General features: G+C 63.8%; 26 protein-coding genes and 2 pseudogenes. 18 read left to right on the forward strand and 10 right to left on the reverse strand.

The window, feature by feature from the left end; all coding sequences use genetic code 11:
* The first annotated feature begins 194 nt into the window (after positions 1-194).
* On the forward strand, positions 195-1,109 hold the full coding sequence (locus tag FA04_RS10165) for a pyridoxal-phosphate dependent enzyme (protein WP_034792908.1): 915 nt from the start codon (positions 195-197) through the stop codon (positions 1,107-1,109).
* 115 nt (positions 1,110-1,224) lie between these two features.
* A complete protein-coding gene (locus FA04_RS10170) occupies positions 1,225-1,470 on the forward strand; it encodes a hypothetical protein (protein WP_034792901.1) in 246 nt (81 codons plus the stop codon).
* A gap of 107 nt (positions 1,471-1,577) precedes the next feature.
* On the opposite strand, the gene ilvC is transcribed toward FA04_RS10170, so the two are convergent.
* On the reverse strand, positions 1,578-2,597 hold the full coding sequence (gene ilvC / locus FA04_RS10175; RefSeq protein WP_034792899.1) for a ketol-acid reductoisomerase: 1,020 nt from the start codon (positions 2,595-2,597) through the stop codon (positions 1,578-1,580).
* Positions 2,598-2,774: 177 nt separating this feature from the next.
* Positions 2,775-3,422 carry a TetR/AcrR family transcriptional regulator C-terminal domain-containing protein gene (locus tag FA04_RS10180; protein ID WP_034792897.1) on the reverse strand — a complete coding sequence of 216 codons (648 nt, stop codon included), beginning with the start codon at positions 3,420-3,422 and terminating at the stop codon, positions 2,775-2,777.
* 230 nt (positions 3,423-3,652) lie between these two features.
* Between FA04_RS10180 and FA04_RS10185 the strand changes: the two genes are divergently transcribed.
* Positions 3,653-4,231 carry an AAA family ATPase gene (locus FA04_RS10185; RefSeq protein WP_034792881.1) on the forward strand — a complete coding sequence of 193 codons (579 nt, stop codon included), beginning with the start codon at positions 3,653-3,655 and terminating at the stop codon, positions 4,229-4,231.
* A gap of 24 nt (positions 4,232-4,255) precedes the next feature.
* Here FA04_RS10185 and argS (FA04_RS10190) read toward each other — a convergent pair whose 3' ends face one another.
* The 3 genes from argS (FA04_RS10190) to FA04_RS10200 all read right to left on the reverse strand — a co-directional run bounded on the left by argS (FA04_RS10190) (position 4,256) and on the right by FA04_RS10200 (position 7,427).
* The gene (gene argS, locus FA04_RS10190) at positions 4,256-5,383 is read right to left on the reverse strand and encodes an arginine--tRNA ligase domain-containing protein (RefSeq protein ID WP_034793664.1); all 1,128 of its coding nucleotides are present in this window, start codon (positions 5,381-5,383) and stop codon (positions 4,256-4,258) included.
* Complete coding sequence (argS, locus tag FA04_RS10195; RefSeq protein WP_051659260.1) at positions 5,370-6,191, reverse strand: arginine--tRNA ligase domain-containing protein; 822 nt, start codon at positions 6,189-6,191, stop codon at positions 5,370-5,372. Before argS (FA04_RS10195) ends, argS (FA04_RS10190) begins: the two co-directional genes overlap by 14 nt.
* A 387-nt stretch (positions 6,192-6,578) precedes the next feature.
* Positions 6,579-7,427, reverse strand: coding sequence for a LysR family transcriptional regulator (locus FA04_RS10200; protein WP_034792878.1), 849 nt, complete (start codon positions 7,425-7,427; stop codon positions 6,579-6,581).
* Between the two features lie 178 nt (positions 7,428-7,605).
* On the opposite strand from FA04_RS10200, the gene FA04_RS10205 reads away from it, so the two are divergent.
* From FA04_RS10205 to FA04_RS10235, 7 genes are all read left to right on the forward strand, one after another.
* Complete coding sequence (locus FA04_RS10205) at positions 7,606-8,214, forward strand: cysteine hydrolase family protein (protein WP_034792874.1); 609 nt, start codon at positions 7,606-7,608, stop codon at positions 8,212-8,214.
* Positions 8,215-8,390: 176 nt separating this feature from the next.
* Positions 8,391-9,728 carry an efflux RND transporter periplasmic adaptor subunit gene (locus FA04_RS10210; protein WP_034792871.1) on the forward strand — a complete coding sequence of 446 codons (1,338 nt, stop codon included), beginning with the start codon at positions 8,391-8,393 and terminating at the stop codon, positions 9,726-9,728.
* 19 nt (positions 9,729-9,747) lie between these two features.
* Positions 9,748-11,691 (forward strand): MacB family efflux pump subunit, encoded by a 1,944-nt coding sequence (locus FA04_RS10215; protein WP_034792868.1) that lies wholly within the window; start codon positions 9,748-9,750, stop codon positions 11,689-11,691.
* A 92-nt stretch (positions 11,692-11,783) separates the two neighbouring features.
* A complete protein-coding gene (locus FA04_RS10220) occupies positions 11,784-12,209 on the forward strand; it encodes a hypothetical protein (RefSeq protein ID WP_034792865.1) in 426 nt (141 codons plus the stop codon).
* A gap of 166 nt (positions 12,210-12,375) precedes the next feature.
* A complete protein-coding gene (locus tag FA04_RS10225) occupies positions 12,376-12,774 on the forward strand; it encodes a hypothetical protein (protein WP_034792862.1) in 399 nt (132 codons plus the stop codon).
* A gap of 44 nt (positions 12,775-12,818) precedes the next feature.
* A complete protein-coding gene (locus FA04_RS10230; protein ID WP_034792859.1) occupies positions 12,819-13,520 on the forward strand; it encodes a Type 1 glutamine amidotransferase-like domain-containing protein in 702 nt (233 codons plus the stop codon).
* Positions 13,517-14,089, forward strand: coding sequence for a nucleotidyltransferase family protein (locus FA04_RS10235; RefSeq protein ID WP_034792856.1), 573 nt, complete (start codon positions 13,517-13,519; stop codon positions 14,087-14,089). The genes FA04_RS10230 and FA04_RS10235 overlap by 4 nt, the downstream gene beginning before the upstream one ends.
* 66 nt (positions 14,090-14,155) lie before the next feature.
* On the opposite strand, the gene FA04_RS10240 is transcribed toward FA04_RS10235, so the two are convergent.
* Positions 14,156-14,380 (reverse strand): YjiS-like domain-containing protein, encoded by a 225-nt coding sequence (locus tag FA04_RS10240; RefSeq protein ID WP_034792853.1) that lies wholly within the window; start codon positions 14,378-14,380, stop codon positions 14,156-14,158.
* A 113-nt stretch (positions 14,381-14,493) separates the two neighbouring features.
* Here FA04_RS10240 and FA04_RS10245 point away from each other — a divergent pair.
* Positions 14,494-15,354, forward strand: a pseudogene (locus tag FA04_RS10245) (LysR family transcriptional regulator); the annotation flags it as partial.
* A gap of 60 nt (positions 15,355-15,414) precedes the next feature.
* On the opposite strand, the pseudogene FA04_RS35870 reads toward FA04_RS10245, so the two are convergent.
* A pseudogene (locus FA04_RS35870) lies at positions 15,415-15,504 on the reverse strand (DUF2280 domain-containing protein); the annotation flags it as partial.
* Positions 15,505-15,537: 33 nt separating this feature from the next.
* Here FA04_RS35870 and FA04_RS10250 point away from each other — a divergent pair.
* Positions 15,538-15,729, forward strand: coding sequence for a hypothetical protein (locus FA04_RS10250; RefSeq protein ID WP_034792850.1), 192 nt, complete (start codon positions 15,538-15,540; stop codon positions 15,727-15,729).
* Here FA04_RS10250 and FA04_RS10255 read toward each other — a convergent pair.
* Positions 15,726-16,001: a hypothetical protein gene (locus FA04_RS10255; RefSeq protein ID WP_034792847.1), complete on the reverse strand. Its 276-nt coding sequence runs from the start codon at positions 15,999-16,001 to the stop codon at positions 15,726-15,728. The two genes, FA04_RS10250 and FA04_RS10255, sit on opposite strands and share 4 nt — an antisense overlap.
* Positions 16,002-16,252: 251 nt before the next feature.
* On the opposite strand from FA04_RS10255, the gene FA04_RS10260 reads away from it, so the two are divergent.
* Together FA04_RS10260 and FA04_RS10265 are read left to right on the forward strand one after the other, a co-directional pair.
* Positions 16,253-17,002 carry an SDR family oxidoreductase gene (locus FA04_RS10260; RefSeq protein ID WP_034792821.1) on the forward strand — a complete coding sequence of 250 codons (750 nt, stop codon included), beginning with the start codon at positions 16,253-16,255 and terminating at the stop codon, positions 17,000-17,002.
* A 234-nt stretch (positions 17,003-17,236) separates the two neighbouring features.
* Positions 17,237-17,656, forward strand: coding sequence for an NUDIX domain-containing protein (locus FA04_RS10265; protein WP_034792818.1), 420 nt, complete (start codon positions 17,237-17,239; stop codon positions 17,654-17,656).
* Positions 17,657-17,729: 73 nt separating this feature from the next.
* Here FA04_RS10265 and FA04_RS10270 read toward each other — a convergent pair whose 3' ends face one another.
* Positions 17,730-18,182, reverse strand: coding sequence for an Lrp/AsnC family transcriptional regulator (locus FA04_RS10270; protein WP_034792802.1), 453 nt, complete (start codon positions 18,180-18,182; stop codon positions 17,730-17,732).
* Positions 18,183-18,301: 119 nt separating this feature from the next.
* Here FA04_RS10270 and FA04_RS10275 point away from each other — a divergent pair, with 119 nt between their 5' ends.
* The gene (locus FA04_RS10275; RefSeq protein WP_034792799.1) at positions 18,302-19,297 is read left to right on the forward strand and encodes a nucleoside recognition domain-containing protein; all 996 of its coding nucleotides are present in this window, start codon (positions 18,302-18,304) and stop codon (positions 19,295-19,297) included.
* A 371-nt stretch (positions 19,298-19,668) separates the two neighbouring features.
* Complete coding sequence (locus tag FA04_RS10280; RefSeq protein WP_034792797.1) at positions 19,669-21,291, forward strand: arylsulfatase; 1,623 nt, start codon at positions 19,669-19,671, stop codon at positions 21,289-21,291.
* A 100-nt stretch (positions 21,292-21,391) separates the two neighbouring features.
* On the opposite strand, the gene ftrA is transcribed toward FA04_RS10280, so the two are convergent.
* Complete coding sequence (gene ftrA, locus FA04_RS10285; protein ID WP_113080969.1) at positions 21,392-22,429, reverse strand: transcriptional regulator FtrA; 1,038 nt, start codon at positions 22,427-22,429, stop codon at positions 21,392-21,394.
* 86 nt (positions 22,430-22,515) lie between these two features.
* Here ftrA and FA04_RS10290 point away from each other — a divergent pair, with 86 nt between their 5' ends.
* Positions 22,516-22,947, forward strand: coding sequence for a rhodanese-like domain-containing protein (locus tag FA04_RS10290; protein ID WP_034792795.1), 432 nt, complete (start codon positions 22,516-22,518; stop codon positions 22,945-22,947).
* Positions 22,948-23,135: 188 nt separating this feature from the next.
* The gene (locus tag FA04_RS10295; RefSeq protein ID WP_034792793.1) at positions 23,136-23,612 is read left to right on the forward strand and encodes a GNAT family N-acetyltransferase; all 477 of its coding nucleotides are present in this window, start codon (positions 23,136-23,138) and stop codon (positions 23,610-23,612) included.
* Positions 23,613-24,113: the final 501 nt, after the last annotated feature.

Raw genomic sequence — 24,113 nt, forward strand, 5'->3', positions numbered from 1 at the left:
ACGCTAAGCGGCCTCTTGTGGTGACGGCCGCCGCAAATCCATGATGTTCCGTGAGATGACACGCAGCCATCCGCGACGGAGTGCTTCCCCATATTGCGCCGACGTGGCGATCGGGGGCAAATTGCCTCACGATTCTCCCTGAGCTCCGTCACACCGGGGCACCCATCGGCATCGCGCCCGCAACGGAACATCTCATGCCACTTCACCTCGAAACTCCGCTGATCGAATCCCTGCCGCTGGGTCTTGCCTCGGGCCGCTCAATCTTTCTGAAGATGGACGCGCTGCAGCCACCGGGTTCGTTCAAGATCCGCGGCGTCGGCGCTGCCTGCGAGCACCACGCGCGCGCCGGCAAGCGGCGCTTCGTCTCCTCCTCCGGCGGCAATGCCGGCATGGCGGTCGCCTATGCCGGGCGCATGCTTTCGATCCCTGTATTCGTCTTCGTTCCCGAAACGACGACCGAGCGCGCGAAGGGCCTGATCCGCCAGCAGGGCGCCGACGTCATCGTGCACGGCACCGCCTGGGATGAGGCGAATGCAGCCGCCCTCGCCTCCCTCGATGCCGACACCGCCTTCATCCATCCCTTCGACGACCCGCTGCTGTGGACCGGTCACGCGACGATGATCGACGAGGTCGCGCGATCCGGCCTCGCCTTCGATGCCGTGGTGCTGTCAGTCGGCGGCGGCGGACTGTTTGCCGGCGTTGCCGAGGGGCTCGCGCGCAACGGGCTTGGCCACGTGCCGATCCTTGCCGTCGAGACCGAAGGCACCGCTTCGCTGGCCGCCTCGATGGACGCGGGCTCGCTGACGGAACTCCCCTCCGTCAGCGGCATCGCAACGTCGCTCGCCGCCCGCAAGGTCAGCGAGCGCGCCTTCGAGCTGAGCCAGACGCGCCCAGTCGAGAGCGTCGTCGTCAGCGACACGGACGCCGCGCAAGCCTGCATCCGCTTCCTCGACGACCACCGCGTGCTGGTCGAGCCCGCCTGCGGCGCCGCCCTCGCCGTCGCCTACGCCCACGCCGACCGGCTGGCGCGCTTCGAGCGCATCCTGATGATCGTCTGCGGCGGCGCGACGACCACAGTCGAGCGGCTGCAGGCCTGGCAGGAGTTTTGAACCAAGCGCCCGAGCTCCCGGCCATTGATATCAGGTTGATCTGGAAATCACCTCTGCGCGAACTTATGTCCGGTACGTAACCACAGCGTGTTCCGGCTCGCGGCAGGGAAGGCAGATGCTTGATACGTTCATTCGCCATGCGACGACCACCCTCCGGGTTCTCTGGTGGATGACGATCGTCGGCACGGCGACCACTTTCGGCACCCTTTACGGCTGGCAGGGTTACGGCTTGGACGGCGCAATCGGCTTCGGTCTGGTTGGTTTCACCGCTGGCGCGGCCTTTGCCGCCCTGTTCCCCGAAATCTGTCTTGAGCTGTTCGGAAGGGTCTTTCTGGGCGTCTTTCGGCTTCTCTGGGATTAGTCTGACCCAATTCCAGGAAAAGCGTGAAGCTATCCGGGAGATGTATGCCAAACGAAAAAAGCCGGAGCATGCGCCCCGGCTTTTCTCATTCAACCGTTCGATAAGGCTTAGTTCTTCGCCTTGTCGACCAGCTTGTTCTTGCCGATCCAGGGCATCATGCCGCGGAGCTTGGCGCCGACTTCTTCGATCTGGTGGCTGTCGTTGACGCGGCGGATGCCCTTGAAGCGAGCCGCACCCGACTTGTATTCCTGCATCCACTCGGAGGTGAACTTGCCGGTCTGGATGTCCTTGAGGACGCGCTTCATCTCGGCCTTGGTTTCTTCGGTGATGATGCGCGGACCCGTGACGTATTCGCCCCACTCGGCCGTGTTCGAGATCGAGTAGTTCATGTTGGCGATGCCGCCTTCATAGATCAGGTCGACGATCAGCTTTACTTCGTGCAGGCACTCGAAATAGGCCATTTCCGGGGCGTAGCCGCCTTCGACCAGCGTTTCGAAGCCGGCGCGGATGAGCTCGACGAGACCGCCGCACAGAACGACCTGTTCGCCGAAGAGGTCGGTTTCGCACTCTTCCTTGAAGTTGGTCTCGATGATGCCCGAACGGCCGCCGCCGACGCCGCAGGCGTAGGAGAGAGCGAGGTCAAGGGCGTTGCCCGAAGCGTCCTGGTGAACGGCAACGAGGCAGGGAACGCCGCCGCCCTTCTGGTATTCGCCGCGAACCGTGTGGCCCGGGCCCTTCGGCGCGATCATGACGACGTCGAGCGAAGCCTTCGGCTCGATCAGGCCGAAGTGAACGTTGAGGCCGTGGGCGAAAGCGATCGCAGCGCCGTCACGGATGTTGCCGGCGATTTCGGCCTTGTAGATTTCGGCCTGGAGTTCGTCCGGGGTCGCCATCATGATGAGGTCGGCCCACTTGGCGGCTTCTGCTACCGAGAGAACCTGGAGACCGTCGGCCTCGACCTTGGCAGCCGTTGCCGAACCCGGCTTCAGAGCGATGCGGATTTCCTTGGCGCCGGAATCCTTGAGGTTCAGCGCATGGGCGCGGCCCTGGCTGCCGTAGCCGACGATGGCGACCTTCTTCGACTTGATCAGGTTGATATCGGCATCACGATCGTAATAGACGCGCATTGTTGTGGTCCTTCCCGTTGTTTGTCAGTTGCTTCCGCTGCATTACCCGGGAGCTCCGGGCCCTGCAGCAATTCCTGGTGTCGCAGCGACCTTTGCGCTTCTTTCGAAGCGCGGCGCTGTGACTTTTCTTTGCCGCAGCGACCTTACGCTTCTTTCGAAGCGCGGCGCTGCGGGCCGTTACCTTTTCGTGCCGTAAAGCGAAAGGAAGGCGGATACCGCCTGCTCCGCCTTGCGGCCAAAACTTTGTCTCATCTCGCCGGCCTCTTCGCCGAGCAGCATCTTCAGATGCCAGTCGGAGACGATCAGCCCATAAAGCGCGCCATAGGCCTCGTCGGCATCGTCGAACGTCAAGAGGCCCGCCTTGCGGCCGGCTTCGAGCAGCGCTGCGGCCCGGCGGCCGATCTGCCGACGCCCGCGTTCCTGCAGCATGTGGCCGAGCTTGGAGCCGTCGCGGCTCGCCTGGCCGATCGCCAGACGGTTGAGCGCCAGCGACACGTCACCGGCGAGAACCTCAAGCAGATCCTTGGCAAAAACGATCAGATGCCGCTGCAGGCTCTCGGCATCGAGCGCGCGGGCGGCAACGTCCTGCGTGCGCACCTTGCTCGCCTGGAAGCCGATCATCGCCGAAATCAGCCCGTCGCGATCGCCGAACCACTTGTAGAGGCTTTCCTTGGAGCAATTGGCAGCACGCGCGATGCCGGCCGTCGTCAGCGCCTTTTCGCCGCCGTCGACGAGAAGTCGCAATGCCTGCTCGAGAACGGCGCCCTGACGTTCCGTCAGCCCCTCCCCGGCATTCGCCTCTCTCATCGCCACAGTCATCTGCACGCTGCCTCGCCCTCGATCAGTACCGTACGGTACGGTTCGCAGTGTTCTAGTGAAGCCTCTCCAGAGCGTCAAGACGATTCTTGCAAAGGGGCGAAATTTCGACGGTGACGGCGCAGAAGCCGCGCCATAGGGTGCGAACCGACGGAATGGAGGTCGACCTGCCCTCGTCAGACGTAGGTGTTTGATCGTGGCGCGGTCGATCACGCGATCGATGGAATGGAGTCCAACGCATGCAGCAGCCGGCCCTCGGGATCCTGATTGGAGGAAGCTCGCATGTCGGGAAGTCGACACTCGCCAGGGCTCTCGCAAGTTCGCTCGGGCGGGAGCTGATCTCGACGGACGATCTGGGCCGCCATCCCGGCAGGCCCTGGCCGTCGGTCCGTCCTCAGGTCGCCGAGTACTATGCAAGCCTGACCGACGAGACCATCCATTGGTTCCTGAAGGTGCACCACGAAAACATGTGGCCGCGCATCCGCCAGATCATCGAAAGCCGCCTAAAACACGCTCAACCCTTCGTGCTTGAAGGTGCCGCGCTCCGGCCGGAGTATATGGCTCAATTCGAACAAGAGGACATCCTCCCCCTGTTTCTCTACGCGGATGACGCTTTCCTGCGCCGGCGTATGCTGGAAGAATCTCGGCGCGCAGATGCTGACGGGACGAAGGCCGCGATCATCGACAAGTTCATCGAGCGCTCGATCCGCGAAAACAGAGAGATGCTGGAGGCTGCCGGAACCGCCGACATCCGGTGTATCGATGTCGCGGCGCCCGGGACGCTCGACGCCTTGGTGAAAGAGTTTTCGGCGGCCTGATCACCGAGGTCGGCCAACCGAACGTTACATGCGCCGCACCGGCTCCATTCCAAGAAGCTCCAGACATTTCCCGATGACCTGTGCGACGAGCCTGCATGTGGCAAGCCGACCCGACGGATCATCTGCCTTCAGCACCGGGCAATCCGCGTAGAAGCGGCTGAACGCATCTGCCACCTGGTAGGCCCGGTCGGCGATCTCGAAGGATTCGAGCTGATGCGCCGCCTGCGAAAGCGCATGCGGATACCAGAGACATTCCATCAGCACGGCCCGCTCGGACGGATGGCTGATCGAGACCATCTCGGCTGGAACCATGCCCGCCTCCTCGGCCTTGTCCAGGATCGATGAGATCCGGGCGTAGGCATATTGAAGATACGGACCCGTCCGCCCCTCGAAGGAGGTCATCCTGTCGATGTCAAAAACATAACCTGTGTTTCGCGGCGTGGAGAGGTCGGTAAACTTCAGGGCGCCGAGACCGACGGCCGTGGCCGCCTCGCCGTCAGTCACCTTTTCCGACGACTTGGCAAGCGCCAGATCGATCATGTCGCCGACCGATGCGGCCGACCCGTCGCGGGTCTTGAAGGGCTTGCCGTCGCTGCCACGAACGGTGCCGAAGGTCGCGTGCCGCAGTTCGACGCCATCGGCATAACCTGCCGTCCGCGCCGCCGAAAACACGCTGGCAATATGCAGCGCCTGCCGGTCGTCGGTGCAATAGACGATCTGCTCTGTACCGAGATCGCGCACCCGCTGGCGCAGCGTCGCGAGATCCGTCGTGCCGTAAAGCGCAGCGCCGTCGCTCTTCTGAAGAAGCAGAGGTGGCGCATTGTCTGGAAGTCCGTCCCCGGCGACATCCATGACAAGAGCACCGTCGCTCTCCCGAGCGAGCTTGCGGGCAACGAGGTCGGCAAGCATGGGCGCGACTTCGGCATGCGCATCGCTTTCCCCCTTGAACAGGTCGAAATGCGCCCCTAGCACCTCTGCTGTGGCCGAGATCGCGACCAGGGAAATGGCCCGCATGCGCCCCCAGGCCGCGGTCAGGAGTGGATCTCCGTCCTGCAGTCTCGTGGTCAGCATCCGCGCCTGCGCAAGCGACGTCTCGTCCTCGCAGGCCGCATTGCCCGACCTGTAGAGAATGCCAAGTTCATCGACGGTCATGGCATCGAATGCGCGGGGATCGATGAAGGGCGCGGGATCGCCGGCTTTCCATCCGGCGGCCAAGGCCGCACCCAACAAGGGAAATGGCCCGCATGCGCCCCCAGGCCGCGGTCAGGAGTGGATCTCCGTCCTGCAGTCTCGTGGTCAGCATCCGCGCCTGCGCAAGCGACGTCTCGTCCTCGCAGGCCGCATTGCCCGACCTGTAGAGAATGCCAAGTTCATCGACGGTCATGGCATCGAATGCGCGGGGATCGATGAAGGGCGCGGGATCGCCGGCTTTCCATCCGGCGGCCAAGGCCGCACCCAACAGAAGCTTGCCCATCTGCAGGCCCCAGTCGCCGAGATGGATATCGGACAGCACGTCGTGGCCGATCTCAAGCAGGATGCGCCGCAGGCTTTCGCCGATGACGAAGGAACGCAGGTGCCCGACATGCAACGCCTTGGCGACGTTGGGTCCGCCGAAATCGATGATGGTGCGCAGCGGCTGCACCTTCTCGGCGGCAAGCGACCCATCGGCCAGCATCGCCGTCGCCTCCGCGGCAACCGCCGCATCCGTCAGCCGGACGTTGATGAAACCCGGACCGGCGACGGACACTTCCGCGAATTCTTCGCCGCGTGCCGCCTCGGCAACCTCAGCGGCAAGTTCGCGCGGATTCCGGCCGGCGGATTTTGCCAGCCGCATCATGTCGTTGCATTGGAGATCGCCGAACTCGGGCCGTGTCGACCGGGCGATGGAGGGTTCGGCTTTAAGGCCGTTCAGTTCATAGGCGCGAGCAAGGGCTGCGAGTGCTGCCGATTTGACGGACATGGATCATTTCCTGAAATTGCATGAAAAGGAGCGCAAAAGCGTTGAGAGCTTCAGCGTCGTCGTTCTGCAATTTTCGGAACCATGTTCATGGCAAGCCTCGAGATTGGAGCCCTTCAATAGTCCGTTCGGTGACCGCTGGCAATGTTATGATCGGCTGCGCCGTCACTACGTTGGTGTGGCTCAGAAGGCCCCCTCTTCCGCCTGACGGCACCCACTCGCCCAACAAGGCCCGCCCGATTTCCCGCTAATCGCGGACCCCGTTCGCGGTGCCGGCAGCATGGCACGTCACCTATATCCCCGCCCGCGGGGAGAGGGTTATTCCTCGGGTTAAACCCGATGAGCGGGGCAATGCCTCTGGACACGCGAACACCACGCCTCAACCAACACCTACTTCCACCCCCGAACCGCCTCTTCGATGAAAGCCGCGACCGCCGCCACGCTCGGCACGCGCGCCCGTTCCGGGTGCATCATCAGATAGACTGGGCGCTCGGCGGCCGCCCCCGGTTCGTCCACCGCCTCGAAACGCGGATCGCGTGAGGCCGAAACCTCCGGCAGCATCAGTTCGGCGCCGAGCGAAAGGGCCGCCTCCATCAGGATCTCCAGCTTGTCGGCCGTCAGCGCCACGCGGGCATCCGGTCTGAGCCGGTCAAGCGCCTGCATCTCCGGCACATGGGCGAGTGCCGGGCCGTAGCGCACGACCGGGCATGGGCCTTCTCCCTGCCCCCTCGGCCGGAACAGGCGGAAACGCAGCGTGCCGAGGCTCTTCACCCGCACACTGTCTTCGCCGGTGCGGGCCATGCGGATGGCGATGTCGGCCTCGCGCCGCTCGATGCTCAGCATCTGGTTGTCGGCAACGAGATCGAGGGTGAGGCCCGGATGGCGCTGTTCGAGGCGGGCAAGCGCCGGCGCCAGGATGGCGCTCAAGACGAAGCCGATGCTGGTCACCCGTACCTGGCCCTGCAGTTCCGCCGTGCGCCGCAGCAGCGTCGCCAGCGACAGCGACGCCTCCTCCGAGATCGTCCGAAGCCGCTCGACGACGGGGGAAAGCACCGGCGTCGGCGTCAGCCGGCCGTCGATGCGGTCGAAGAGCGCCGCCCCCACCCGCCGCTCCAGCGCCGCAAGCCGGCGCGACACCGTGGTCTGGTCGACACCAAGCGAGCGCGCCGCCTGGCTGAGCGTCGCACCGCGCACCAGATGATCGAGCAGTTCGAGATCCGCCCATCCCCCTGCATTCATGCAGATAGTCCTCCGAAAAATTCGGATCACTCTGCGCCAACGCAGCCGCTAAGATCAAGCCCATAGACCGACCGCTTCGACGAACCAACGCCAGGGCTACGGCCCCGAAACCACCGCCCGGCCAGGGCGGCCTTCCACCAAACACCCTGCACCGTCCGCACAAACAAGGAGCCTTCCCATGTCCGATTCCGCGCCCGCAGCAACCCTTTTCACACTTGCCGGCGTCACGCTCGCCCCGCCGCCGCTTGGCGAAGCGACGCTGGTGCTGATCGACTACCAGAACGAATATCTGGCCGGCCCCGTGCGCCTGGTCGAGCCGGAAGCGGCGATCGAAAAGGCGCGGCAGTTGCTGGTCGCCGCTCGCGCCGCCGGCGCGAAGATCATCCACGTCGCTCATAAGGGGGCCGCCGGCGGCATGTTCGACCGGGGGGCGCACCGCGGCGCGATCGTCGATGCGCTGACGCCAATCGCCGGCGAAGCGGTGGTCGAGAAGATCCGGCCCAACGGCTTTTCGGACACCAACCTTGCCGAAATCATTGGGCCGGCCGGCACGCCGGTGATCTTCGCCGGCTTCATGACCCACAATTGCGTGTCGTCGACGGCCCGCGCGGCCAAGGATCTCGGCTACGGCATCACCATCGCATCCGATGCCTGCACCACACGCGACCTGCCATCGGCAAGCGGCACCATCTCCGCCCGTGCCCTGCATGACGCCGAACTTGCCGGCCTTGCCGACCACCACGGCGCGGTCGTCAATGTCGCCGCGCTGATTGCGGCACGCAGCTGAGAGACCCGTCGTTCCCTTCGAAAACGGGCGTCCGCAGCTGCGGGCGCCTTTCTCTTGCCATGCAGATGGCGAAGATTACGAAAATATAATGATCTCAATGCTTTTCGCCGGGTCCATTCGCTTCTATTTTTGAACCTATCCATTTTGGCATCGGCGATGCCGGTTAGGCGCAAGCGATGAACAAGACAGCCAAGACGGCGCGAGCCGACACCACGCCCCGAGACGATGCGGCGCCCAACGTCACCTTCATTCCCGGTGCGGTGAAGACGGTGAAGCGCAGGCGCCGCTCGCGAGCCTGGCTGTGGCTGCCGGTCATCCTCGCCGTCGCCGGCGCCGGCTATTACGGCTGGACGCGCTATGGAGAGAACCCGGCCTCGACCGCAATGGTGACCGAGGTGGTGACCCGCGGCGACATCGAAAACAGCGTGACCGCCGTCGGTACGCTCGACGCGGTCAATTCCGTCGATGCCGGCGCCCAGGTCTCCGGCCAGTTGAAGGCGCTGCATGTGGCGATCGGCGACACGGTCACGCAAGACCAGCTCGTCGCCGAGATCGATCCGGCCACCATCGAGAACCGCATAGAGATCGACCAGGCGGAGCTTGCCAACCTTCAGGCCCAGCTCATTTCCAAGAGGGCGCAGCTCGTCCTCAAGCAGGCCAATATCGACCGCCAGCGCAATCTCGTCGAAACCCGGAGCGTGGCGCAATCGACGCTCGACCAGGCGATTGCCGATCTCGCCGCCGCCGAGGCCGACGTCAACGCCATCGAGGCGCAGATCCGCAAGCAGCAGGCGACCCTTGCCGGCGACAAGGTCGATCTCGGTTACACCAAGATCTACGCGCCGATCTCGGGCACCATCGTCGCCAACCCGGCCAAGGCCGGCCAGACGCTGAATGCCAACCAGACGACGCCGACCATCGTCACCATCGCTGACCTCTCGACCATGACCGTCAAGGCGCAGGTGTCGGAAGCAGACGTCACCCGGCTGAAGGTCGGCATGGATGCCTATTTCACCCTGCTCGGCCAGCCCGGCAAACATTTTGCCGGCAAGCTTCGCCAGATCCAGCCGATGCCGGACACGGCCAACAACGTCGTGCTCTATTACGCACTCTTCGACGTGCCCAATCCCGAAGGCGAACTGATGATGTCGATGAGCGCCCAGGTGTTCTTCGTGCAAGCCGCCGCCAAGGACGTATTGATCGTGCCGAGCGGCGCCTTGAGCCATCCGGCCAAGGGTACGGGAGATGCAACGGGTGAGAGCAACGGCCGACGCGACGGCCAGAGAAACGGAACCGGAAGCGGGCCCCGCAAGGCGCAGGTGACCGTGGTTACGGCTTCCGGCGCGCTCGAAACCCGCGACGTCGAAATCGGCATTCGCAACCGCGTCAGCGCCGAGATCAGAAGCGGCCTCCAGGAGGGCGAGAAGGTGGTCGTCAGCACCGGATCGACAGGGAGCGGCAACGCCCGCGACAACCGAAACCAGCGTGGCATGCGCATGCCGCCGATGTTCTGATCCAAGCTCGATAGTGGCCATGACCCCGCTTCTCTCACTCAGGCACGTCAGCAAGACCTATTTCAACGGCGACCTCGCCGTCGAGGTTCTGCACGGCCTGTCGCTCGATATCGAGGCGGGCGAGTTCGTGGCGATCGTCGGCCAGTCGGGTTCCGGCAAGTCGACGCTGATGAACATACTCGGCTGCCTCGACCAGCCGACCGGCGGCGACTACCTGATCGATGGCGAGAGCGTCGCTACCCTCGACAGTGACGAGCTCGCGGCCCTTCGCCGCCGCACCTTCGGCTTCGTCTTCCAAAGCTACAACCTCATCCCGACAGCAAGCGCCAAGGAAAATGTCGAAGTACCGGCCGTCTACGCCGGCATGTCCGCCCGCGACCGGCACGACCGCGCCGAGGCGCTGCTTGAAGCGCTGAAGCTCGGCGAGCGCCTCGACCACCGGCCGGGCCAGCTGTCGGGTGGCCAGCAGCAACGCGTCTCCATCGCCCGCGCGCTGATGAACGGCGGCCGGGTGATCCTGGCCGACGAGCCGACCGGCGCGCTCGACAGCCAGAGCGGCTCGGATGTGATGGCGCTGTTGCGCGACATGAACGATCAGGGCCATACGGTCATCGTCATCACCCATTCGCGCGAGGTCGCCGAACAGGCCGACCGGCTGATCGAGATCCATGACGGCCGCATCGTCGCCGACCGCGCCAAGAAGGCCCGCGTCAACGCCGAAGGGGCGGCCGCCCTCGCCCGCCATGTCAGCGAAGGCTCGGCCGCGATCGCCGATGTCACCGAAGCCGTCAAGATGGCGTTCCGGGCGCTGAAGGCCAATCTGTTCCGCACCATCCTGACCCTGCTCGGCATCGTCATCGGCGTCGGCTCGGTCGTCGCGATGCTGGCGATCGGCACCGGAGCGCAGGATTCCGTTCTGAGCCGCATCTCGTCGATGGGCTCGGACCTGCTGGTGGTGCGGCCGAGCATGGCGAATTTCCGCGGCAGCGCGGGCGGCAGCAACGTGACGCTGGTGCCCGCGGACGCGGACGCGATCCTGGAGGTGCCGAATGTCGCCTTCGCCGTGCCGGAGATGACCAGTTCCGTCACGCTTCGCCGCGGCAATGTCGACTATCAGACCACCGCCAACGGCACCGTACCGCAGTTTACCACCGCCAAATCCTGGAAGATGGCCAAGGGCGAGTTCATCAACCAGAACGACATGGACACCTACGCACCTGTGGCCGTACTCGGCCAGACGGTCGTGAAAACGCTTTTCCCCGACGGCGACAACCCGATCGGACAGTATGTGCTGGTCAACAAGATCCCCTTCCAGGTGATCGGCGTGATGGCGGAAATGGGCGCCACCTCCTTCGGCAACGACCAGGACGACGTGGTGCTGGTGCCGCTTTCGACCGGCAGCATCCGCCTCTTCGGCCAGCGCAACATCCGAACCATCACCGTTCAGGTGAAGGACGGTTCGGCGATCGACATCACGCAGCAGACGATCCAGGCGCTGCTCGACCAGCGCCACAAGCGCCAGGACACGCAGATCACCAACATGTCCTCCGTGCGCGAGGCCTTCACCGAGACCTCGAACACATTGAAGCTGTTCCTCGCCTCGGTGGCCGCGATCTCGCTGCTCGTCGGCGGCATCGGGGTCATGAACATCATGCTCGTCTCGGTCAGCGAGCGCACCCGAGAGATCGGCGTGCGCATGGCGACCGGCGCCCGCCAGCGCGATATCCTGCTGCAGTTCATCATCGAGGCGCTGGTCGTCTCGGCGATCGGCGGCACGCTCGGTGTGGCGCTCGGGCTTGGCACCGGCGCGCTTGCCGGCCAGTTCGGCATGCCCGTTTCCTTCACCCTCGGCCCGGTGGCGCTCGCCTTTGCCTGCGCCTTCCTGACCGGCCTCGTCTTCGGCTTCCTGCCCGCCCGCAACGCCTCGCGCCTGCAGCCGGCGGTGGCGCTGAGCGCGGATTAGGCAAAAGCCACGCTCCTGCCCGCCAGACGATAGACAAGTGTCGCGACACGACCCAAGATGGCAGGCACTGCATGCTTGGGGGATGATTCGCGATGTGGAAGGCGTTTGCAGTTCTCTATGGGCTGCTTTTCATTTTCATGCTGTCATCGGCTTTCGTCACGCTACCCCCTGAAATCGCGGTGCAGCTGTCGTCCGCCGACCGAGCCCTGTTCTATGCGGGCCTGGCCGTGGAATTTGCTGCCATGATAGGCGTCTTTGCCTATGCCTTCGGCCTGAGGGTCCCGCCCTTGTCATTCTGGCGGCCATTCAGCTGGGTTCTCGCCTGCTGGTGTCTCTACACGTTGATGGCCGATGCCTGGGATCTCGTCACGCTCATTTCCAGCCCCCAGCCCGGAGACGAAGGCCTGCTGTCGGCCTCCCTCGGTTTGCTGTTCCTGCTCCTTCTCAGCTATTTCGGCTGGCTCGGCGTCTGGCGCTATGGCCGCCGCATAGAGCAGCAGCCGGCCGCCATCGGCTGACAGCGGAACGTCAGCGCGCCAAGCACTCCGGTGAAAGAATGAGAGAGCGGGCGGCATGCAGGCCGTTTGAGGCGTAAGGCCTTGCGACAACCTCGCCCGCCGAACGATAGACAAGGCGCCCATCACCGCCGAAGCTGCCACCAACGCAGATACAGGATGATTCGCGATGTGGAAGGCATTTGCAATTTTCTACGTGCTCAGCCTTGCTTTCGGCCTGGTCATAGGCGCGACGCTGCTCCTGAGCTTTTGGGACGAGATGGCATACGGGATCAAGATCCTCGGCGGCGTCAGCCTGGTCATGGCGCTGGCAACGGCGATCGGTCTCGTCGCTTACGCCTTTAATCTGCAGGTCCCGCCGTTCGGGTTCTGGCGGCCCTACAGCTGGCTGCTCGGCATCCTTCTCGGCGGCCTGTCGCTGATCAGCGTCGTGCGATTTGCCGGTCAGTTCGAAGGCGGTGACGACCTCACCACTCTGCTCTGGCTTTGCCTGTCGCTTCTCGTCAACTATTTCAGCTGGCTCGGGATCTGGCGTTACGGCCGCCGGGTGAAGGCGATCGCGGGCTAGCCCGAGCGAACCGGGCTATGGCCCTTCGTCACGACAGGAAAGACATGCTCAACCTCGTCCTCTATAGCGACCAGATCGTGCCCGCCTGCTCGGCGATCGACCTCAGGCTTGTGGAGATGATGGCGGCAGGCGGCGCTGGAAAACGCATCGCCTATGTCGCCTCCGGTCCGGAACGGGACCGCGGCTTCTTCCTTGCCGGGCAGGCCTATTACGGCAGGCTGGGTCTCGATCTCGCGCTGTTCTTCGATCTCGACGAACCGCATTCGGCAGACGACATTGCAGCGCTCTTCGCCTCAGACGCCATTCACCTTGCAGGCGGTCACACCGGCGGCTTTCTCGAACGGCTGAAGCGAAGCGGCATGCTCGGGCCGCTTCGCGACTGGGCACAGTCCGGCGGCATCCTCATCGGCGTCAGCGCCGGCGCCATTCTCATGGCGCCGACGATCGCGACCGATGCGCTCTTCATCGGGCTGGAGCCGGAGGAAATCACCGACGGCGATGCGCTTGATCTCGTGCCCTTCGAGTTCTTCCCGCACCTGAGCGACGACAAGAGCTACCTGCCCGCTCTCTTGCGCTACAGCCTGTCGACGCCGCGACCGATCCTTGCCTGCAACGACGGCGACGGCATCGTCGTTGCGGGCACTCGGATCGAGTGCTTTGGCGATCCTCTATGGATCTCCGCGGGAGCCGCGCGAGCGCCGGCGGAACGCATGCTTCAAGGCTTCATGCCGATGCATATTCCATGACGGACCTGCAGACTATCATCCTGAAGAGCCCGCTCTTGGCTCCGATCCTCGATCGCTGGGTCCGGATTGCCCTGCCCGATGGCTGGCTGGCGGCCGGCGCGATAGCGCAGACCGTCTGGAACCATGCGTTCGCCCTGCCGCCGACGCACGGCATCGGCGATATCGACATCGTCTATTTCGACGGTGACGACCTCTCGCAAGAGGCGGAGGCCACGCATGCGAAGCGGATCGAAGGCCTGTTTGCGGATCTACCCGTGCGGATCGACGTCAAGAACGAGGCACGCGTTCACCTCTGGTACGAGGAAAAATTCGGCACGCCGATCAGGCCCTATCTATCGGCGGAAGAGGCGATCGCGACATTTCCGACGACTGCGACCGCCGTCGGACTTCGCCCGTCCCGGGGCGGACTGGAGATCTGCGCCCCTTTCGGCCTTGTGGACCTGCTCGCACCGATCGTGCGCGCCAACAAGAGCCAGATCACCCGCGCCATCTACGAGCGCAAAGTGGAACGGTGGCGCGCCCTTTGGCCGGGCCTTGCGATCGAAAGGTGGGACGTGAGGCCGGCTTGAGACGAGACGCTCCTGTCACTGGCGCCCCACCAGTTGTGGTCGGGAACAGTGCGCGGGCCGAAACCGCTACATCGCGCCCGCCCGTGCGGCGTCCGCATGCGGAACGACGACGGCCCCTTCGCGCGCCGGAACCGGCGCAACCTTGCGCCTTCCCAGCTGAGCTTCCGCCTCCGTCAGGCCGATATCGGCCAGATGCTCAGCATCCAGTTCGCGCAGTTGCTGCAGTTGCCAGTACCGCGAGCGCGGCGAAGCAACGAGATAAAGACCGAGTTCCCGGATCATGTCGAACATCCATGTTTCTTTTCCAACCATGGACACAGTCTGCGCCTCGACATCTCCTAAAAGAAGCTTAGCATTCCTATTCCACGCATAAGAGAAACTTTGACAATAAGAGAAACCTGGCCATGAGTGCTCTCAACCTCGATTATCTCAAAACCTTCGCGCTGGTCGCCGAACTCGGCAGCTTCTCGGCCGCCGCCGAGCGCCTGGGCCTGACCCAGCCGGCGGTCAGCCTGCAGGTGCGGGTGCTGGAGAAGCAGCTCGGCGTGCGCCTGGTCGAGCGGGTCGGCCGCAGGGCGCGGCCGAGTGCGGCCGGCGAGGAGCTGCTGGCCCATGCCGGCAGCATCGAGGCTGCCACCAGCCGGGCGATCGAGGCCGTCGCCCGCCACGCCAAAGGCGTTCTCGGGCGCGTCCGGCTCGGCACCGGCGCCACCCCGTGCGCCTTCCTGCTGCCGCCGCTTCTGGCCGATCTCAAGCGCCGCTTTCCTGATCTAGACATCACCGTGACAACCGGCAACAGCGCCGACATCGTCCGCGCGGTCGACGAGAACCTCATCGACATCGGCCTCGTCAGCCTGCCCGTTTCCGGCCGCATCTTCGATATCACGCCGCTCTTCGACGAGCGCTTCGTGGCGATTGCGCCGCTCGGAAGCGCCCTGCCCGATACCGTCACGCCCGCGATCCTGGCTGAACGGCCGCTGATCCTCTACGAGCCCGGCGCCAACACGCGAAGGATCACCGACGAATGGCTGGCCACCACAGGCACGACCGTCAAGCCGGTGATGGCGCTCGGCAGCGTCGACGCGATCAAGGAGATGGTCGCCGTCGGCCTCGGCTCAGCCCTCGTTCCGGAAATCGCCCTTCGCCCCGGCGACCGGGAACGGCTGGTGGTGCGGCCCGTCACCCCAACGCTCTTCCGCCGCTTCGCCCTGGTGCTTCGAAGCGACAAGCGGCTGGACCGGGCGCTGCGCGAAACGCTGGCCGCGCTGAAGACAACGGCGACTGGACTAGATACGCCCGAGGGCCGGACGCAGGGCCGCCAAAGGCGCCGCAGCGACGACGGGCGGGCTGTCGAAGCATGCCAGAGCCTTTACGATGTAGGTCTTGACCTCATCGCTTAGTTTTGGTTTGGCCATTGATCTGTCAAAGTGCAGTCAAAGGAGCAAGCAGTGACGAAGTACGATCCCGACAGATTGAAACTCCGCATCCAGGGACGCGGCCTGAACACATGGAACTGGCAGCTACTGCTTGATGGCAAGCAGCTCATAAAATCCGGAACCATCTCGGGCTCAAGACGCAATGCCGAAGTCGCGGCTGAGGCAGTCATGCGCGATATGTCAACTGCGCCGGATAAAGACTAAGCGAATAGAAGCTGGCAGGTGCCGCAGGCATGGGCGATCTGCACTCTGGCGATCTCGGGTTTCTGGTTGGCTGTATCGACCATGGCCCGGACGCCGGCAGCATCTGCACCATTATGTCTGACCACGCCGGCGAACGCCTCGGACGCCGTGTGCACGGATGACGAAGACTGGGCGGCCGGGTTGTGGCCGCGATAGTCGGTCAGTGCCGCCTCCCCGGTGATCAGCCGGAAGGCGTCGGGCTTCGCCACCATCGACCAGAGCCGCCTCTTCATGCAGGCCGTGCCGTTGCATTCTCCGTGCCGACGCTGAAGTCGAGGTCCGTCTCGATCCGCGCCGCGCCGCAATGGCGGCTGCCGCCATAGGTCCTCAGCATCCCTTCTTCCCTGCCCTCGTTGTCGGCCCGGACTATGCCACCGGGGCGATTGAGAATCTGCGCCGTCACAATCACCGATCGGAAATCGGGTGGGCGCTGATGCCCGCCGGCAGTAGTCAGGGCGCATCAATCAAGAGAAGGGAAAAGTCCATGACCATGCTGCAAGACAAGATCGTGATCGTCACCGGCGCCTCCTCCGGCATCGGCCGTGCGGTCGCCAGGCTCTTTGCCGCCGAGGGTGCGAAGATCGTCGCCAACGCCCGCGGCGAAGAGCAGCTTGACGCCGTCGTCGAAGCGATCCGCGAGGACGGCGGCGAAGCGATCGCGGTTGGCGGCGACGTCACCGCGGAAGAAACCCATATCCGGCTGGTGGAAGCGGCGCTCAAGCATTTCGGCGGCCTCGACATCGCCGTCAACAATGCCGGCGCGGTCAACGTCATGAAGCCGGTCGCCGAGATCACGTTCAAGGAATGGCAGCAATCGCTTGCCACCAACCTCACCTCCGCCTTCCTCGGCGCCCGCCACCAGATCCCGGCAATGCTCGCGCGTGACGGCGGCTCGCTGGTCTTCACCTCCACCTTCGTCGGCACCAGCGTCGGTATTCCCGGCATGGCCGCCTATGGCGCGGCAAAGGCCGGCCTGATGGGCCTCGTCAAGGGCATCACTGCCGACTATGGCGCAAAGGGCATTCGCGCCAATGCGCTCCTGCCCGGCGGCGTCGACACGCCGGCGGCCGGCAGCAAGGAAAACAAGGAATGGGCGGCCGGCCTGCACGCCATGAAGCGCATCGCCCAGCCGGAAGAAATCGCCCAGGCCGCCCTCTTCCTCTCAGGCCCGATGGCAAGCTTCGTCTCCGGTGCGGCGCTCTTTGCCGATGGAGGGAACGCTGCGGTGAAGTAACGGCAGCTCAAGCGCCGGGGGCAGATTTCCAGTCATGCTCCCGGTCAACCGGCCTTTTCGGTCCAGATAAGACGACGCCTGTCAGAATGGTATAGCCGGAAAACGCCGGGTTGTGTCACACCAGAAACAATCATTGCGAGCGTTGCCAAATTGCAAGATCTTCGGCTTTGCAAAAAATCGGGATTCATCGAAGACGAGAGTTGAGCTTCGCTCAGCAAGCGCAGGGTTTCGCAAATGGCCTTCATCCCCTTCAAGGGTGCAAAAATCGCATTGCTCTTTCAGGGGCTTTTGATTGCCTACCAGCGTGATCAGAAGCCGGAAATCCCCTTCCCCGGCATGTGGGATCTTCCGGGGGGCGGACGGGAGGATGATGAGAGCCCGGTCGAGTGCGCAATCAGGGAGACCCGCGAGGAGTTCGATATCGCGGTCGATCCGGCGTGGATCGTGTGGACGCGGTATTATCCGGCGCAGAATACGATCGCCCCTGGAAGTTACTTCCTTGTTGGCAAGCTCGAAGAGGGTTTCGGGCCTGTAAGGTTTGGCGACGAGGGCCAGCAGTGGGCAATGATGTCGATCGCTGACTTCCTGAAACACCCTGAAGTCGTCGAGAGTTTGAAGAGTAGATTGCGCGATTATCTCGTCGAAAACACTTGATCGGGATCCCGTCGGGACCGCCGGCCCGCCAGCGCCTGTCGTTTCGGGTCGTCCCCCGTGGTTCGGTGTCTTCTCACACCGGTATCTCCGTCGTCTCCTTGCCGGTACGGATCACGAAGGCGGTGTAGTAGCGCGCGACATTGGTTTCCTCGCGAAACAGCCGCTCGGTCAGCGCGTCGAGCTCGTCCATGTCTTTCAGCCGCAGCATCAAAATGGCGTCGGTCTCGCCGCTGACGCTGTAGGCCTGGATCACTGCCGGCTCCTTTTCCGCCATGTCGAGGAAGCGGCGGATATATTGCTCGCCGTGGCGCTCGAGCTCGACTGTGATGATCGCCTTCATGGTGCGACCAGCCTTTGCCGGATTAAGCACCGCGACGATCCGGTCGATGACGCCGGTCTCGTGTAGCCGCCTGATGCGACGCAGGCAACTCGATGGCGAAAGGCCAACCTCTTCCGCAAGCTCGGCATTGGTGCGAGAGGCATCCACCTGCAAGAGCCTCAAGAGCTTGCTGTCGATCTTGTCCATCCCCGTCCGTCCCCCTGTTGCGGTCATTTGCAATTTTATTGCACAAAGGTGCATATTTTGACCACAACTGCGAACGGCCTGGCGTTAGTCCTTGGACAACATCCCAAGGAGAGACAGCCATGACCGTCCTGATCATCCTCTACCGCAAGACCCTTGCTACCCTCGAAGTCTACTTCGATCTGGTGCGCATCATCGTGCCCGTCACCATCGTCACCCATGTGCTGCAGGAACTCGGCGTGATCCGCGCGGTCGCACCCGCCTTCGAGCCGGTAATGACGGTGATCGGCCTGCCGCCCGAGTTTGCCTTCGCGTGGCTCACCGGCCTGCTCGTCGGCATCTGGGGCGCCGTCGTTGTGGTCTTCGCGCTGGTGCCGGTCTCGGAACTGACGACTGCCGACATGACGGTGTTTTCGGCGCTGATGCTGGTGGCCCATGCCATCCCGATCGAACAGCGCATCATCCAGAAGGCGGGCCCAAGCTTCCTCGTCACCGCCGCGATAAGGATCGGCGGCGGCCTCATCTTCGCAGCCCTCCTGCATCAGCTCTTCGCCGTCACCGGATGGCTTGCAACCCCGCTCGCCCCCACCTGGATCCCGGCCAACGAGGGCTCCGGCTGGGTCGCCTTCGCCTTCGGCACGCTGAAGACGCTTCTGACCATGCTCGTCGTGCTGCTCGTGCTCAGTTGGACGATCGAGATCCTCAAGCTCGTCGGCATCCTCGCATGGCTGAACCGGGGCATGGCGCCGCTCTTTCGCCTTGCGGGCGTCAAGACCGAGACCGTGCCCTTTGCCGCCGTCGGCGTGCTGCTTGGCATTTCCTATGGTGGCGCGCTTCTGATCCGCGAGGCGCGCGAGGCCAAGGTCGAGCCGCGCCAGGTGTTCCTCGCCTGCGTCTTCATGGGCTTTGGCCATAGCCTCATCGAGGACACGCTGGTGGTCGTGGCGCTGGGGGCGGATTTCACCAGCGTCTTCTTCGGCCGGCTGGTCTTTGCCATCGTCGCCACGGCCATCGTCGCCCGGATTGTCGCCTCCGCGCCCGACGCCGTGTTCTTCCGGTCGTTCTTCCGCAAGGACGACTTCAACCTTGCGTCCCCTCAGGCCGAGCTCAACGGATGACCGTGTGACAGGGCGGCGAACGCCGCCCTGTCACATTGTAGCCCTGGTTCACCCGACGAAATTGGGCGTGCGCTACCGGGCGCACGCCTTGGGGCGAGCACCCATCGTTCTAGCATGCCCTTGGATTTTTTAACTGTTACGTACTTACGGGCTTGCCGCTTTTCTGTCTTGCTCCGGCACGCACAACGCAGTGTCGGAAATGCAGTTCGGCCATGCCTGAAACCAGAGCCGCCAAGTCCGGTCGCAAGGACGGGCAGGTGCGCACCAGTTCGGCCATTGCTTTCAGGACTGCACGTGGCTGGAGCCAGAGACGGATCCAGACCGACTGAAAGATCATCGACAATCCCATACCCCAATGAGGAGTACGATTGATGAAGGCCTTCAACTATCTTCTCTCTTGTTCCCTTGCAGCTTCGTTCACGTTGCTCGCCACCACGTCGCACGCCCAGGAGGCAAAGGGGTGGGACCGTACGGTCAGAACCGCGGACTATCTGGAGCCGGCCATTCCGCGCCCCGCTCAGGAGCAGACGGCCGCGGACCGGCTTCGCGAGTTTGAGACGAGGACCGGTCGCAAACCCAACATCCTGATCCTGCTCGTCGATGACCTTGGATATGGCGACCTGGGTGCGTTCGGCGGCGGCGCGATGCTCGGGGCTCCGACACCGAACATCGACAAGCTGGCAACCGAGGGCCTGAAGCTGACATCGGCCTATGCGACGCCGGTGTGCACGCCCTCGCGCGCGGCCCTGATGACGGGTCGTATTCCGGCGCGAAGCGGCCTTACGCGTCCCCTGCTTGCGAGCGACCACCCCACCAAGAACCCCTGGGCCGACGAGGTCTCGGCGGCAAAGCTCCTGAGCGACAACGGCTATGTCACCGGCCTCTCGGGCAAGTGGCACATCGGCGAAGCCAAGGGCATGCAGCCCCAGGACGTCGGCTATGACGAATTCCATGGTTTCCTGTCGGTCGTCAGCGAATACACGCAGTACATGGACAGCCGGAAATATTCGCAGCTTATGCTCGATCCGCAGCGGCTGGAGACGTTCAAGAGCCTCAGCGAGTATAACGGCGTGGTCGAAGGCAAGAAGGGCGGCGACCTGAAGATCGTCTATCCGCTGGAGACGCAGAAGCAGATGGGAAATGTCGACCAGGATTTTGCCAACTGGTCGGTGGATTTCATCAAGCGCGCGGCCAAGGACAACAAGCCGTTCTACCTGATCCACGCCTTTGCCAAGGTCCATTTCGACAACTATGCCGCTGATGGCTACGAGGGGCGCAGCCCCGCCAAGCTGCCCTACCGCGACGCCGTGGTCGAGGTCGACGACATCGTCGGGCGGCTGACGAAGACCCTTCAAGACGCCGGCCAGGCCGACAACACCTTCGTGTTCTTCACCTCCGACAACGGCCCGGAGGAAGACAGCTACCCGGACTCCGGCTTCACCCCGTTCCGCTCCGGCAAGGGCACGACCTGGGAAGGTGGCGTGCGCGTGCCGGGCATCGCCTACTGGCCCGGCATGATCAAGGCGGGGCGCATCAGCGACGGCCTGTTTGACCTCATGGACCTGTTCAACACGTCGCTGGCGCTTGCCGGCATCAAGGACAAGATCCCGACCGAGCGCTATATCGACGGTGTCGACCAGAGCAGCTTCCTGCTGGCCGACGACGGTCAGACGTCCCGCCAGGCGGTCTTCTCCTATAACCAGGCCGAGTTCTCGGCCATCCGCTGGGAAAACTTCAAGGGCTATTTCAAGGTCATGCAGTACGACCAGCCATTTTCCAACATCAGCATGTCGACATTCTCGCCGGTCGGCGTCGCCCCCTGGATCTTCGATATCTATCGTGATCCCAAGGAGCGCATCACCCGCAGCAATGGCGACTATGAATGGCTCTACGGCCCCATCCTGCAGCTGCAGACCCAGCACGCAGCGACCTTCGTCAAATATCCGAAGAAGGACATCGGCCTCGGGATCGGCGGCGGCGGCGATCCCAAGTAGGCTAGCATACCCGGCTGACATTCTAGACCGTGACTGGCGGCCCCCATCGAAATCGGTGGGGGCCGTTGTTTGAGGTGGGATGCGGCACCGACGATGCGGCCTATTCCGCAGCGACCCGCCCAAGCCCGCCTTCAGAAATCGCCATCCGTCCGAAGGCGGCACGGTAGGCGGCGGGTGTCGTCGAAAGCTGCTGGCGGAAGTGATGACGCAGCGTCTGGGTGGAGCCGAAGCCGGAGGCTTCCGCCACCTGCTCCATGCCGAGCGCGGTCTCCTCCAGCAATTGCCGGGCGCGCGACAGCCGCTCGGACAAAAGCCAGCGCGCCGGCGTCGTGCCGGTCGCCGCCTCGAAGCGGCGCAGGAAGGTGCGCTCGCTCATGCCCGCAGCCTTTGCCAGCGCCGCAATCGAAAAGTCCTCACCGAGCCGTTCGCGCATACGGTCAAGCAGCGGCCCGAGCCGGGCGCTCTCATGCACGTCGGGCACCGCCCGCTCGATGAACTGCGCCTGGCCGCCATCGCGATGCGGCGGCACGACGAGACGGCGGGCGACGCGGTTGGCCGCCTCGCTGCCGAAATCGCGGCGGATCAGGTGCAGGCAGAGATCGATGCCGGCCGCACTGCCAGCCGAGGTCAGAACCTCGCCGCCATCGACATAGAGCACATCCGGCACCACCTCGATGTCTGGATAAAGCGCTTTCAGCTTGTCGGTATAGCGCCAGTGGGTCGTCGCCCGCCGGCCCGATAGCAGCCCGGCAGCCGCCAGCACGAAGACGCCGGAGCAGATGGAAAGCACGCGCGCGCCCCGCGCGCAGGCGTCCCTCAGCGCCTGGCACACCGCCTCGGGCACGGGCTGATCGGCGCCGCGCCAGCCGGGCACGATGATCGTGCCGGCCTGGCCCAAAAGCTCGATGCCGCCGTCGGCGACAAAGCGAACGCCGCCGGTCGCCCTAAGCTCACCCGGATCGACCGAGGCGACGGCAAAACGGTACCAGCCCTCGCCCATTTCCGGCCGCGGCAGGCCGAACATCTCGACGGCGACGCCGAACTCGAAGGTACAGAGCCCGTCATAGGCGAGCGCCACGACGAGCGGGTTTGTGAGTGGTGCGGCAACGGAAAACGACTTTGGCATGATCTTGAGCATATATGGCAATGTTGCCAACTGCCAGCCCTGATCCAGTGCTGCTACACATTTCCTCGTCAACGCGCACCGAGCCAAGGAGAACCCCGATGAGCACCGTCACCGAAATTCCCGCCGCATCGCCTGAGATCGCCATTGCCCATTTTGCCGGGCGGCTCAGCGTCGAGACCGATTGCTCCGACGTCGCCCAGGCGCTGAAGAGCGGCGAGCAGGACTTCGTGCTGCTGCACGTCGTCGGCTCGGATGCGGCCTATGCGCGCCGCCACGTGCCGGGCGCGATCCACCTGCCCCACCGGCAGATCACTGCGGAGCGTTTGGCAGAGTGGCCGGCCGATACCCTCTTCGTCGCCTATTGCGCCGGCCCCCATTGCAACGGCGCCGACCAGGCCGCACTCAAGCTCGCCAGGCTCGGCCGGCCGGTGAAAATCATGATCGGCGGCATCACCGGCTGGGAAGACGAAGGCCTCGCGTTTGCGACCGGCGCTACCCCCGGCGAAGCGCTGTCTCTGCTCGCTGCTTAAGCCGGCGCCAAACGCCCTTTGCAGCGCCGCACGCCTTGCCGGATGCGCGGCACTGCAGCATTTTGGATCGCGATCGATTTCAGCCTGAAATCGATCGCGATTGCGGCAAATGATGCGGCAAGTTCGGCCTTCCACCGGCCCTCGGTAACCCGCCCCGGCCAGCTAACCCCTTTGCACGAGATATCGCGATGCCCGCGTCACCCGTTATCGTCCGCCCATTTAAACGAGATGACGTCGCCTGCGTGCTGCGGCTGATGCGCGGCCTTGCAGTCTTCGAAGCTTATATTGACGCGTTCCGCGTGACCGAGAGCGATCTGATCGAGCATGGGCTTGGCGACAACCCACGCTTTGGCGTGCTGGTCGCGGAGTTTGGCAGCCGTGTCATCGGCATCGCTGTGCATTACGTCATCCCCTGGACCTACGATCTGAAGCCGACGCTGGTGCTGAAGGAACTTTTCGTCGATGAAACAGCACGTTCCCTGGGGGCCGGCGCGGCGCTGATCGACGCCTTGAAACGTCATGCCGCAGCGATCGGCGCACCGCGCATCGAATGGTCGGTGCTTGCGAGCAACGAAAATGCCAAGCGCTTCTACCTGCGCCAGGGCGCGATACACGATGCGATATGGGAGCCCTGGACGCTGCCGATCGGGACCGACGAGACCTAAAAGGGAGTGTGGGGGATTTGTCTTTGTCCATGCGGGCTACCGTCAGGAAAATCCTGACCCGATTGGGTGAAAAAGCTGGGGATTTTCCCGTAACCCAAATTGACTATTAAAATCCCCTTAAAATCCATTGCTTTCAGATCACGCTTTTGCCACACTGTACTTGCGATTGCGCCCCGGAAGTATGCAATCCCCGGAAGAGTATGCATGCTTGTGGTTATATTGCAGTGCAGTTGCTTTATTAATTTTATTGCGCGCTTGAGCCTCCGTCCCCACGGGGGCTCAATCATTTTTGGACACCCCTTTTCCCTCCGTGACGGCCCGGCGCTCTCGGGGCCTTCCAGAGAAGGAGGCAAGGCATAGACGCAACGGAAGATAGCGCCGCATAGATCGCTCCCGCAAACATTGCGGCCTTTCAGGTGGGAAGCTGTCCGTTGAATTCCACGCCCTTGAAACCATCGATCCCGGCAAGATCGACGATGCAGCCGAAGCGATCTTGCCGCG

The sequence above is a fragment of the Ensifer adhaerens genome (genome assembly GCF_000697965.2).
GTDB classification, from domain to species: Bacteria; Pseudomonadota; Alphaproteobacteria; order Rhizobiales; family Rhizobiaceae; genus Ensifer; species Ensifer adhaerens.